Annotated in this window: 12 protein-coding genes; 3 read left to right on the top strand and 9 right to left on the bottom strand. The window is 43.8% G+C overall.

Annotated elements, in window-relative coordinates; all coding sequences use genetic code 11:
• Window positions 1-147 precede the first annotated feature (147 nt).
• On the top strand, window positions 148-1,191 hold the full coding sequence (locus tag P0M28_RS13985; protein WP_302210524.1) for a methyltransferase: 1,044 nt from the start codon (window positions 148-150) through the stop codon (window positions 1,189-1,191).
• A 97-nt stretch (window positions 1,192-1,288) separates the two neighbouring features.
• Here P0M28_RS13985 and P0M28_RS13990 read toward each other — a convergent pair whose 3' ends face one another.
• The 9 genes from P0M28_RS13990 to P0M28_RS14030 form a co-directional block, all read right to left on the bottom strand.
• A complete protein-coding gene (locus P0M28_RS13990) occupies window positions 1,289-2,038 on the bottom strand; it encodes a S1 family peptidase (RefSeq protein ID WP_302210525.1) in 750 nt (249 codons plus the stop codon).
• A 32-nt stretch (window positions 2,039-2,070) separates the two neighbouring features.
• Entirely contained in the window at window positions 2,071-3,522 is a 1,452-nt protein-coding gene (locus P0M28_RS13995) for a hypothetical protein (RefSeq protein ID WP_302210526.1), read from the bottom strand.
• Window positions 3,515-4,780, bottom strand: coding sequence for a hypothetical protein (locus P0M28_RS14000; protein WP_302210527.1), 1,266 nt, complete (start codon window positions 4,778-4,780; stop codon window positions 3,515-3,517). Before P0M28_RS14000 ends, P0M28_RS13995 begins: the two co-directional genes overlap by 8 nt.
• 121 nt (window positions 4,781-4,901) lie before the next feature.
• Complete coding sequence (locus P0M28_RS14005; protein ID WP_302210528.1) at window positions 4,902-5,084, bottom strand: hypothetical protein; 183 nt, start codon at window positions 5,082-5,084, stop codon at window positions 4,902-4,904.
• A 190-nt stretch (window positions 5,085-5,274) separates the two neighbouring features.
• Complete coding sequence (locus tag P0M28_RS14010; RefSeq protein WP_302210529.1) at window positions 5,275-5,490, bottom strand: hypothetical protein; 216 nt, start codon at window positions 5,488-5,490, stop codon at window positions 5,275-5,277.
• Between the two features lie 8 nt (window positions 5,491-5,498).
• Window positions 5,499-6,644 (bottom strand): alcohol dehydrogenase catalytic domain-containing protein, encoded by a 1,146-nt coding sequence (locus tag P0M28_RS14015; RefSeq protein ID WP_302210530.1) that lies wholly within the window; start codon window positions 6,642-6,644, stop codon window positions 5,499-5,501.
• Between the two features lie 56 nt (window positions 6,645-6,700).
• Window positions 6,701-7,162, bottom strand: a complete 462-nt coding sequence (locus tag P0M28_RS14020) for an RES family NAD+ phosphorylase (protein WP_302210531.1) — start codon at window positions 7,160-7,162, stop codon at window positions 6,701-6,703.
• On the bottom strand, window positions 7,162-7,617 hold the full coding sequence (locus P0M28_RS14025) for an Xre family toxin-antitoxin system antitoxin (RefSeq protein WP_302210532.1): 456 nt from the start codon (window positions 7,615-7,617) through the stop codon (window positions 7,162-7,164). The genes P0M28_RS14020 and P0M28_RS14025 overlap by 1 nt, the downstream gene beginning before the upstream one ends.
• A gap of 51 nt (window positions 7,618-7,668) precedes the next feature.
• The gene (locus P0M28_RS14030; RefSeq protein WP_302210533.1) at window positions 7,669-11,103 is read right to left on the bottom strand and encodes an acetate and sugar kinases/Hsc70/actin family protein; all 3,435 of its coding nucleotides are present in this window, start codon (window positions 11,101-11,103) and stop codon (window positions 7,669-7,671) included.
• 64 nt (window positions 11,104-11,167) lie between these two features.
• Here P0M28_RS14030 and P0M28_RS14035 point away from each other — a divergent pair, with 64 nt between their 5' ends.
• Both P0M28_RS14035 and P0M28_RS14040 read left to right on the top strand, forming a co-directional pair.
• Window positions 11,168-12,256, top strand: coding sequence for an AAA family ATPase (locus P0M28_RS14035; protein ID WP_302210534.1), 1,089 nt, complete (start codon window positions 11,168-11,170; stop codon window positions 12,254-12,256).
• 8 nt (window positions 12,257-12,264) lie between these two features.
• Window positions 12,265-12,855: a DUF3226 domain-containing protein gene (locus tag P0M28_RS14040; RefSeq protein WP_302210535.1), complete on the top strand. Its 591-nt coding sequence runs from the start codon at window positions 12,265-12,267 to the stop codon at window positions 12,853-12,855.
• Window positions 12,856-12,860 lie beyond the last annotated feature (5 nt).

A 12,860-nucleotide genomic window follows, 5' to 3' on the forward strand; every position in this document is an offset into this window, starting at 1 on the left:
TGGTGCATGTATTTTTCTTTGGCACAGATTACCAAATTGCTGAGCGAAACGCTTATTTATGGTCTATTCTTACGGTACTATACTATTTTATGAACATAATGCAGACCATCTGACTTATCGACTTATATAGTTACTTTATATAGCGATATGAAAATTTCGGCTGTACCCGAAAACTGGTTAGAACGCCTGGCCGTCTGGCTGAAAATAGCCCCTACTCCAATATGCGACACCCATATGACGTTTATGATGGCTCGCACTATTATGGTAGGCGTAAAGGTGGGAATATTTGAGGCGTTAGCTGATTCTCCGAAAACGGCTGACCAAGTGGCAGCTAGATGCGCCACCCATGCCAAGGCCACGCGTACGCTGCTAAATACCCTAGTCCATTTAGAGTACGTTACGCTAAAAGATAACCGTTACCAACTTTCTTCTCTCGCTCGCCGGTGGATGCTGAAAGATAGCCCGCGCTCGCTACACGATAAAATGCTACTACAGTTTTTAGAATGGAAGTTTGTAGAGCACTACGAAGACTATCTGTACAGTGGAGCACCTCTTGACTATCATAATAATATGGATGGTAAACAGTGGCAGGCTTATCAGCGCGGGATGCGCTCGGTAGCCGGAATTTCGGTAGAAGAAGTAGCCCAGCGTACTCCTATGCCTCCGGGAGCCACCCAAATGCTGGATATTGGCGGAGCACACGGTTCTTATTCAGTTGCGTTGTGCCGAAAGTACCCTCAGCTCGCGGCCACTATTCTAGATTTGCCGGCAGCTGTTGAATACGCTAGACCTATTTTGGCGGAAGAGAAGATGGGGAACCAAGTGGTGCACCAAGCTGGCAATGCGCTGACTGACGATTTGGGCGAAGCCACTTGGGATATAGTTTTCATCTCTAGTTTAGTGCATCATTTTGATGATGACGCTAACGCTGCTCTCGCCAAGCGAATAGCCCGAGCACTAAAACCGGGGGGGTATTTCATTGTTCAGGATTTTATCCGAATAGATACTCCGGCAGCGGGAGATCATTTGGGAGGCTTATTTGACCTGTTTTTCGCAGCAACCAGTGAGGCCGGTACGTACTCAGAATTTGAAGTTAGACGGTGGCAGCAGCAGGCAGGATTGCAACCTAAGCGGAGTGTCTGGCTACGGTCTATCCCTCGCCACGCTCAAATTGTGGCGGAAAAGCTTTAAGGTACTCGAGTTACTGTGGAAGGGTGTTCGGGATTACGAGACTAAGAACTTACTTAAAACATGAACACACTAACATTATAACACTTAAATACATTATCTACAATGAAGTGTCATCTTGCAGCAAAGCTATATTAAAAGCGAAGTTACAGTTCTCACACTGCTTTACCTGCATGGTAGCGATGCCTACCACTTCACCTTTGCTGTTCATAACGGGGCTGCCACTGCTACCCGGGGAGATAGCGGCATCCATTTGAATGAGCGCATCGCGCTGGCCTTTGTACTTACGGATAGAAGAAACAATACCTCGGGAAACGGTGCTTTCCAGTCCTTTAGGATTGCCTAACACAAAAATATCTTCCCCCTTGCGAGGTAACGATGCCGATAAAGGAAGTGGTTGTATCTTCTCAGTTTCTTCCACCTGAAAAATAACGTAGTCGTACTTTTCGCTTTGTTTAACGATGCGCTTCACCCCAAATTCGTTCCCGGCGAAAGTCTTAATCTTCCAGCTTTCGCCTTTTTCAAATACGTGATGGTTACTGACGGCAATGCCGTTTTTCTCAATAAAGAACCCGGTTCCCTGACCAATGCGTTTACCACTTCGGTTATAGGTATAAACCACAAACACGCTGGGTTCGGCAATTTCTACAATATCAGTCAGGGATTTTTTCTTTCTTTCGGTGGACGAAATAGGAGGGCTGTAGGTAGCTACTGTATCAGGAGCTACATCGGTAGAGGCCATTCTTTGCAAAGAGGTACGTTGTGCGTCAAGCTTTCGGGCCGAACGAGAACAACTATGACAACCTGAGAGCAGCATGGCAAGAGCGAGGGACCAAATAATACTTCTCATCGTTACTAATATAACGATTTTCGTGCCGAAGATTATCCTCCTTTCCAAAGTTTTTCAAAAAAACCTGTTCCCTGGCCTGACTTATTTGAAGAAATTTGTTGATTTAACAGCTTTAATTGTTCGAGTATTGCCGATTGCTGCTGGTTATTTTGCTCTTTTAGCGTCTCAATGTTTTTATTCAGTGGCTCAATCAGGGCTAGCTTTCCCACTGCGTGCTGATTATCATCAAAAGCTTTTCGTAGCCTATTTTCTTCCTGAGTAGCCAGATCACGAATGGTACGGATGCGGGTTTGGGTATGCTCCAGTAGTTCTTGTAAGCTCTTATCCAGCACATGGTCTACTTTGATCACTGCATTATTAATTACCTGGCTGCGCTGCTCTAATTCAGTGAAATGTGAGCGTAAGAAGTTTTGCAGCTTCTCGCTTTTTTGGGCAATTCCTCGAATTTCTCCCAGTACATTTTCTACTTCCTGCGTACGGTATAAAAACTGATTGAGCTTCTCGGTGAGTCCAGATGTGCTATCCACCATTTGGTTGGTCTGAGCGAGATACTCTTTAAATTGAGCCAGCTCCTTAGCACTTTCGTTTAGCGACTGAAACACTTCCAAGTTGGCCTTCGCTAATTCCATAATATCAATTTCTTGTAAGGCCTGAGCAATCTTCTCCTGAGCCTTGAGTGTTTCGTAATTTTTGCTGAGCAACCCTTCCAACGTAGCTAGATTATCCATAAAATTCTGCTGAAAACCACTGAGTTGCCCTTGCAGGGTTTGTAAGGTCTGAGTAGTATCTTGTGCTAGCTGAGGCAACCATTCGGTTTGAATCAGGGTGAGAAATTCATTTTTCCGCTGAAGAGCTTTTCGCTGAACAGTTGGTAGCTGCCAACCCAAAAGTATCAGACTTAATAATGCACCAATGATGGTCGCTAGCACAATAATTTTAGCTCCACTGAAAAAAATAGAGGCAGTGCTGAAATAAACAGCATCGGTAATAATTTTGTCGGGTAAATCCGGTAGAAAGAATAGGCTAATAGCCACACCAAACGTAGTGAACCCTACCCCAATCAATAGCGGAATCCAAGCTTGCTGCTTAAGTCCTTGCCGAATTTGCATTTCCTGTCGAGCTACTAAATTTTGAATCAGGGCAAAGTCTAGCACTACTCCCCGACTTTTGAGTAAGTAGCGATTAAGCGCGTAAAACAATCGGTAGCGAGCAGCCGAATTGTAATTTTCAGCTTGTAGCATCGGTAGCCTGATGCCTTCGGCGAAGCGCAATTTTCCTTGATAAAATCGCTCCAGTAATTGATCGGTATTGGTTTGGGTCAGTTCCGCAAGGGGAATACGCTTAGGCACTATTTTGATAGCATCTTCTGAGGGTATCCACTGGGCAAATTTTCCCATTTGCTGCCACGCCTGCCAAAAGAACCATCCTTGTACCCCGATAGAAAAAAGCAGCAGAATGGTTTCAAATGTAGCCAGATTACTCATAACGAATCAGAGCTTTATCTTCGGGAGTTACCACCCATTGGTCGCCTTCCCGGGTTGCTTTTCCTGGTTCCACATTCACAATGCGCTGCGCTCCCGGAAAGTAGGAATTCTCACTCTCACAAACGGGTTCCAAATAGCTACCCGGCGAACTCAGAGCGTCTTTCATGGCATCGGCATTATTAGCTACGGTAAAGGTAGCCGTGTTCTCCCCGTTTTGCTCCAATACTTCAAAATGGTAGACGGAGGCTGATGGGCGGAACTGAGCTGACATAGAACCCGTCGGAAAAGTACCATCGCTATTGGGCGTAGATAAGTAATAGGATTTTATAACCGGAGCCGGAGGGTTATTCGGACCAAAACGTGGTTTTACTGCTTCTTTTTTTTGAGGCAGGTGTTTCCGTAATGAAGCTACCTGAGCTTCAGCTTCCTTCACCCGATTCTTCAATTGGGCTACCTCTTCGCGGGTAACGTAGGGAGTGGTTTTTTGGAACTGTCGGGCGGTTAGCTCTTCAATTCGTTTGGTGTGACGATCAATGCGAGCATCTTGCTTCCGAAGCAAACGCAAAGTATACCACAGCAAACCTAGCAGCAACACGATAAAGACCAAAACTGCTAGTTTGTAGTACGGGCTATCCAAAAACGCTAAATTTTCACTTACTATTTCGCTGGTCTGATCTACTACCGATGTGGGTGGACTCATAAAAGAGGGAGCCTGCTCAGTTACTGTTTGCTGCTCAGGTTCAGATTCTTCCGTAGTAGGAGCCGGTGATTCTGACGTGAGATACTGCTTTACTTCTTGAATCAGCAATGCCTTTACTTGCTTTAACTCATTATAGTCGTCTTCATTGGCCACCCGTAGTGACTGAAGGCTGATATTGCGGATTTGTTGCTGTAGGAAATCGATAGCCTCATCTTCTGTCCACTCATTGCGGTACATTTCCTTGATGCTAATAATCCGACGGTACAGATTGGTGCTGGCATTACGCCAATCGTTATCTTCCAGAAAAGTAGCTACCGCTTCGCTGTTGGGTGGTTGCTCAATGTTATAGTTCGCTTGACTAAATTCCTGCTGAAAAGCTTCATACCCCGCTCGCTCAGCCGTTTGGTTGGGTCGGATGTTTAGGTAATCTTGCATATAAGCATCCATAATTTGCCAGCCAACGTAGTCTACCGCTTGGGCAAACTGCTCTCGAATAACCGTGGCTTGGATAGACGATTGTAAGCAAAGTAGTAAGGTTAGGGTTAGGAGTATTCTCATGGTTGGTTTGTGTAGATTCTCGATAATCGAGATATTCTCAGATTTTCTAATCCCGCAGAGGTGTGGTGAGATTGCGTAGCAGCGATAAGAAAGATTACCTATTTAATTCAAGCTTCGCTAATTAATCAGGCAGGTTTAGAGGAAGGTTTCTTCGGCTTGCTTCTTTTAGCAGTATTTTTTCAGATGCTTCGCGTAACCCTCTAAATATTGCATCCATTGTTTCCTCATAGTCTTCTTCATCGGTAAAGAAGCCCTCTTTTACAAGGGTAGAGTCTACGTACAATTTTTCCTTATCGTTTTTCATACTGTTCATACCAAGTAACCCAATTTCTGCGTGTGCATCGGTAACAGGATAGTAAATATAGCCGATTCTGTTCTAACTTGAAAAACGTATTGTATACCTTTCGGTTGTGTCGACTCAACGCTACGTACTTGTTTTTCTTATTGGGCAGTAAACCTTATTCTGATAATTATTTACCCCGAGGTTCGTGACGTCACGAACCTGAGAAGTTTATCGGATCTAATAGTACGGCTATCGATTTAGCCAATATTCTCAGTGTATCTATCGCGCGAACATCATGAAGGGGGGCACTACCAAAAGTATCAGCAAAATGGTCAGCGTGCATTGCAGTAAGCACAACATGATATTCGCCCTCTTCCAGTGCAACTATGTTGGGACGATTAACGTGAGTGACTTGTATGAAATTCAACAGCTTGCTTAATTGGAATTATTAAGTGGCTGGCGATGAATAATCAATTTGGTAGATAGTTCCAAATAAGCTTCCGGGGCATCCGACCAATCTGCCAGCATAGTGGTGATTTTTTCCGGCTTAAATTTACCGCTCTTGATTAAGGGAAACACATCGGGAATATCCCGGCGCGAATGCGAGATACCAACATGCAGGGTAGCACTCCTCAGGTACATCTCCCACAAAGGTAGTGAATTTCTCTTCTTTACGTAAAACGCTACTCCGGTAGCCGTACCCCCCGGAGCTAAGTTTTGAATACCAAACGCTAATTTTGTAACGGAGCCACTGGCATCTACCACAATTGGATAACCTTCTTTTATTAACACGCCACTGAGTGTACTTACCTTTTGTTTTTTTCTTAGTTCAATCGGATTAGCCCCTACTCGGGCGGCAATTGTCAATCGCTCTAGGTTATCATCTACATAGTCTACCTGAGTGCTTCCTTTGGCTACTGCCAGTGCGGCGGCGTACAGCCCAATACTCTTGGCATTTCCACCAAAAACAAGCACGGGAGCCTCCGGAAATTTATCTAACTGTGGGCCTACTGATCGGTACGCATCGCTAATATTGTCGCTTAAGGAAGCGCAGTGAATTGGGTTAACGCCTTCCGGTATTTTCACCAGCATAGCGTCGGCAAAAGGAACCCGAATTTTATCACTGACCATGCCTCCAAAATCGCCCATTCCCGCACCAAAGCCGTAGGCAGAAACAAGCGTTTTTTTATCAGTTCTGCTACAATTAGCGGGTAATTGCCTTCGGCAAGGATTACAATGACCGCAGGAAATTGCCCAAGGCACCACTACCACATCGCCTCGTCTCACATTTTTGACAGCCGAACCTATTTCGGTTACCTCGCCAATAGCTTCGTGCCCTACGCCGAACGGAGGCTGTAGCGGAGGGTTTCCAAATACATCTAGCACTTTGGGGTCTAAATAATTCAGATTCACTCCTAATGGCATTACTTTACGATAATCGTGGAAGAGGAAAAAGCTGTCCCCATCACAACGGGCAGCAGCAAACGGACGCACAATCGCTTCTTGCTCGCTTTGTAATACAGGCTCCCGCACTTCTTGCCAAGCCACACTATTTTTCCCTAAAAATGTAAGTTGTTGCATATAATTGGTAGTTCACAAGCTGTTGGTTTCTTTTTTTAATTCTGTCAGACTGGCCTTTATGATAGTAATCGTCGATCAAAATTGTAGTCTCCTACCGAAAGAATTTCAACTTCTTGCATATCCGGATGAAGCGGATTAAGCAAATAGTTTTCGTCCTTTTGCATGATAACTGACGGCACCCGAATGGCTAAATATTCTTGAAACCAAGCGGACTTTCCTACTGATCGAGTCCCTTCTGCGTAAGGTGGAGGTATTGTCCAGTCAGGCGGAAGTTCCATAAAACCTTCTACTGACGGATACTCCTGATTGGGTAAACCTAGCTCAACCAACGCAAACTTTTGAGCGGTAATTCCTCGGCGCAAGTGAGCTAGGCTCTCTAAAGTAGCCAGTGCCACGCTATTAGCAGTGTACAACATATGTATCGCTGGGGTATTCCATCGCCCACCATAAATATACGCCCCCGTACCCGATAGGTCACGACCGTGTTTGGCTTTAGTAATTCGGTAGACTTTGAGCATTAAGCTAATATTCCGTGCTCTATCCGACCTAGTTCTTGCATGATCTTATCAGTACCGTAAATACTATGCAGTAGTGATAAAGGAACTACATTACCGAGTGCCGGAACCGGTTCCTGCATCCACTGTTGAAACATAGCTCTATCCTCAAATACTTCGTAACCTTTGGCGTATACATCAGCCAAGCGCAACAGCCGCTCCGTAAGTGCTGAAGGAAAGACCTGATTGGTTTGATACCGCTGTAGCGTTCGCGCTGTTACGTGCAGAATCTCAGCCAACTGCTGCCAGTTCAGCCCCACTGCTTCTTTCAGCGATAGCAGTGCAGCCTTCGTTAGCCCTTGTTCTACCATCTGCATATGCGGATCTAAGTAGTGAGTCTGTTGACTTCTCATTGAGCTATAAGAAGACTGAGAAAAACCTAACAATGGCATCACTGAGGTAATATCGACGGTATACATGGCTCGGACATTTGTCTTTTGTAAAATTAAATATACAGAAAAATGTCGCAGCTAGTTATACTCTTCCGTCAATTCGGTAGCAATTTTGAATGCCATCCGGTTTAGGGCTCCGGTGAGTGGGTAGAAAAACAGGGTTTCTTCGACATTTACATCTTGGTTACCCGCGAGTTCTTTCATCTTTAGTTGCTGCCCTGACTTCAGATACTCCATCAAGTCTTCTCTCAGCATCATTTGGTAGCTACTTAGGTGCGACGGATTCACTCCGAAATGATGAGCAAAGTTGTATTCTTGATGAATGGTGAAGAGCAACTGCATAAATTCATTTACCTCACCTAATACCTGCTGCAACGTTTCATCGGTAAGACCCGGGTATTTTACTGACTGTTCAGGAATCATCACTCCTTCACCTGTACCAAGCAGCACCGTTTTAATCCGATCAATATCTACATCTACATCACTTAGCAGACCACCTTTGCAGGTAATTTCCTTAGGCTCAGGATACTGTTCTAGTTCGATCGTATCGGCTTCATCTTGATAGACATGTTTGAACACTAGGCGAGTTAATGCGCTCAGACTGCTGAGCCGAGGACTAGGATCAACAATATTTACCACCTTAGAACCCCGACCACTAAATAGAATATGGCGAGGCATTTCCAGCCCCTTCGCTCGCATCAGTTTGGCTAAGTGATAGATAAGCGCGGTGTAGAAGACGATGAAGACGATTTTGAAATCCTCGTCTTCCTTGAGCATCGCGTGGAATGAAATCGGGATTTGCTGTTCTTTAATGTGTTTGTTCTCTTCCAGTGAAAAGAAAAAAGCGATAATATCCTGCGAACGTTGCTCTTCTAGAATAGCGTTGTAAACCCGTAGCAGTTCGTTTTGTCGATTTTCCCGCAGTAACCGACCTATTTCATCCGCGTATCGACGAATAAAGCCGTTGATAGCCGCCGAACCGTGAAAACTATCACCAAAAATAGCGTTAGCCGCAAAGCGGAAGGAGGTAAGCACTGTCGGCTGGTTATTCTGAAAAATGACTATATCCGTTGTTCCACCGCCAATATCGATACCTACAGATGGTTTATCGGCTGCACTTTTGCCCAACCGTTCTTTGTAGAAGTAAAAGGGCGCAATACTTTCCGAAAGTTTCTGGGGATCGCGTTCGGCAGTGATGTAGCGATGGTATAAATCCCGCCAAGTAGCTTCCAGACTATTACGACGATTGGGTAGCATACTGGATGGATAGAACCAGATCAGTTTAGTCTTTTTCAGATCGCCGTTATTCATCAGTACCTTTGAGCGAATCAGAAAGAGCAAGTTTTCAAAGAAGGCTTCTACCCGGCGTTTATCTTCCTGGTTACGAGTGTAGTTTGACCACTTCAGGTCAGTAGTCACCCGGGTATTATTCTGAACAGGATACTTCTCGTAAACAAACGGAATATTAAAATCCGACAGCACGTAGGTAGATGTATTCAGGTTCAGATTGTGGTTTTCACCAATGACGGTACGCTGCGGAAAACGAAACTCAAACTGCTGCCCAATGTAGCGCGGCAGAAATTCCTGCGGAATCAGGTCGCTGATGAGGGTAGCTCCGGTGCCACCAAAATCGCGGTTTGCCTGAGCATAAGCCGGATCATGTAGGGTAGCAATCTGCACATCTTCTTCGGTGATGTCGAACGGACGCGGATTACCGTTGCCCACTTTATATTCAATATGGGTGTTGGTGGTCCCAAAGTCAATCGCAAAAGTATAGGTATCGTTACCACCGCTGTAGGCTGGAAATTTGGGAATGACAATTCCTTGAGCAATACCCGTTTTTAGTTGCATATAATCAAACTCCTGCTGCAACACGTAGTACTGCGTGCTAGCACGATCATCAGCCCGTTTATCGCTGCGCTGCTTTTCGGCCTGATGGTCGAGAGGCTTCGCTTGGCTCTCGCGATAAAATTGTAAATCGTACTGGTAATGGCGGGTATGCGGACTCACATCCCGGTCAATAAGCTGCACCCGATAATGCGTATTTTCCACTTTTTTTCCCGTTTTGATAAACGGATATAACGTTACGCCAAACTGATGTTCTACAATCACACCCTTATTACGACTTTCGTCGGGCGGTGGTACTTCACCTTCGGTCACTCCTGGAGTATAAATTCGCTCAAAGGTTACAAAACCCTGCTTCACCGGAATGCGTAGGGTTACTCGCACTCCCCCCGCCGCCAGCGGTTCCATATCAATCGTATTCTTTCCTCCGGCTACTGTTCCCTGCAAATCAGCTAAATCAAAGAACTGAAAATAGACAGGTTTGATCGGCAGCACGTAGCCAGCATCCTGCTCCCCTCCAACCCAGTGTCCATCAAAATATTTTCTTCGATTGATTGGATAGACTAGCTTAATCAGATAGGGCTCTAAAAAATCGCTGACTGTTAGATACGGGTACTGAATAACCTGCCCCGGCAAAGTACGCTGCGCCAGTGTTTCGGCCACATGATAGGGTACGTCCTGATCGTTATTCCAGGGTTCACTTACGTAAGTATAGGGTTTATTAAACTGGTTTTGCAGTACCAACGGCTTTATGGCTTCCCGGTATTTGTTAGACTGAATGACAAAATCACTCTGCTCCGCCACTGAGCCTTGTTCTACTTTTTTCTTGCGAAGCGGATAGCCCAATAGTTCTACGGTATCACCCGCACTTCCGGTATCGAGTTCAGCAAACTGTTCTTCAAAAGAGACTTTATTCTTAAGCTCATTAATTCGTTGGTACAAGTTGGGGTTCTTCCGATCCAGCAATTTTAAGTTCTTCGCCAGATATTCTGCTACCTCGGGAAAATAGTTACGAAAAGTACCGCCCGAACCCGACCGGAAAAACTCCAGCAGTCCATAGAAATAAAGCTGAAAGGCTTCACTCCGCTCGTAAAGAGGAGGGTATGAGCCACTAAATAGTTTATTCTTATCCAGCGGGACGTCTACAAAACTTAAGTCGTTAGGCGAGGCAAAAAATAAAGAGGCCGGGGAAGTTCCTCCCACTACCTTATAATCGTAGTAAAAGATATACAGTCGCTTAATCTCATCGAAGTTGTACGTATCTGCATCCTGCTTTAGGTACAACTCTAGTACTTCACCCAATCGGCGGTGCGCCTCATTACTGGATTGTAATAGATTCTTTAAATCAGTATCCGGATCCCAGGCCACAATATGTAGTTTTCCTTTGATGTAATCAGCATTGAACAGCAGTTCAGCTACATCCAGACAGTCGGATACTAGCTTGCGATCCAGCGTCGTTCCTCGCAGTTCTTCATCCTTCACAATGTTTCGGAAAGCCGTTCGCACCAGGTCAATCTGAGCAAACGGGCTAGGAATAGAAGTAGGCGGTTGCTCCGTATTTCCGCCTTCGGGATCGCTAATAGCATCGATTTGTCGCCGACCGTACGCATCCGCTTTAAACCAGTGTTCGCCGTTGGTCAGGTTATGATAGGTTAGTACTTTGGGCATCTTTTTCCGTATTTCTTATTAGCTCTATTTTTCTAACTTGCAATTGATATAAAATATTTGAGTTATGCACTTCACCAAGGCACATATTCAAGGATTTCGTGGCATTTCTGATCTTGATATAGATGATTTTAGGAGAATTAACCTTCTTGTTGGCAAAAATAATTCTGGAAAAACATCTATCCTGGAAGCTTTATTTCTGTTAGTTGGTGTTTCTAATCCTCAATTGACCGTCAACATCAATCGCTTTCGCGATATTTTAGATGAACCTGATGAAAAAAACTTTAGGCTTCTATTCAAAGATTTGAACTTTGATACACTAATAGTCTTAAAAGCATATCTCGACGAAAAAAACCAGGAAAGAACATTACACATTAGACCTCACTACCAAAAGCAGAGCATAGTTGATAAAAATCAATTAAAGGTTGATTTAAGTGATGCTGGTAATAGTCTTACGTCTTCCTCATTTGCCACTATTGACGGACTAGTTTTAGATTTTGAAATTAAAGAAAAGCATAGTAAGCGCGAAAATTATTCAGCAGAGATTATATCATTATCTAGAACTACTGAGGTTTTGCAACCTCATGATTATAAAGAGAAGATTAATGCAGTTTTTGTTAATCTACGTACTATTTATCAGAACATCGACCAAAAAGTAGATAAACTGATTATTGAAAAACAAGACGAGAATTTGGTATCTGTTTTACAAAAAGTTGACTCCAAAATAACAGGCATATCGCTCGGTGCTAATGGTATCGTTTATTGCGATATTGGATTAGATAAGCTAGTTCCCATTAATATTATGGGAGACGGAATTAGAAGAATCCTGTCGATAGTCACGACTATTGCAAGCATAAAGAACGGTATCGTTTTTATAGATGAAATCGAAAATGGCTTTCACTATTCAGTGTTAAAAGTTTTATGGGGTACTATTCTCGAGGCTTCCAGGCAATATAACGTACAAGTTTTTGCAACTACTCATTCCGAAGAATGTATTGCTGCTCTTAATTCCTCCTACATTAGTAACATTGATCTGTTTGAAAGAGACTCCATCCGATTATATAGAGTTGAGAAGGATAGAGATGAACATAGAGCTGTCTCTTATGATCCAGAAGTGTTAAGTACTTCATTAGAATTGGAACTAGGGGTTAGATAGTAGCCAAAGTGAATATCACGTCTTCAAAATTGATTGCTGTTGAGGGAAGAGATGAAAAAAATTTCATTGAGGCCTTCTTCAAACATCTTAATATTTCCAATACTCAGGTTTTAGATGTTGCTGGTAAAGATAACTTTAGTCTAATACTACCAGCTATCTCAAAAACTCCAGGATTCAATAGTGTAGTTAAATTTGGAATCATCCGAGATGCTGATGATAGTGTGGAAAACGCTTTCAAAAGCATTCTTGGTGCTCTAAATAAAGCCAGTCTGACTCAGCCTGATTCTTTAAGTACTTTCACAGATTCTACACCATCTGTTGGCGTCTATATCATGCCTGACAATACTCAAAAGGGTATGCTTGAAGATTTATGCCTCTCCTCGGTTATAGATGAAGATAATGAGAAGTGCTTGAATGAATTTTTCAATTGCGTTGACACCAATAGTATCCGCAATATTTCTAAAGCTAAAGTTCAAGCTTATTTATCAACCCAACCTGAAGTAGTTTCAAGTGTGGGTCTAGCCGCGAAGAAAGGGTATTGGAACTTTACTAATCCATGTTTTGATGACCTAAAGTCATTTCTATTGAACTTTAAATAGTATCA

Origin of the sequence: Tunicatimonas pelagia (assembly GCF_030506325.1) — a bacterium.
In the GTDB taxonomy this organism is placed as follows: Bacteria; Bacteroidota; Bacteroidia; order Cytophagales; family Cyclobacteriaceae; genus Tunicatimonas; species Tunicatimonas pelagia.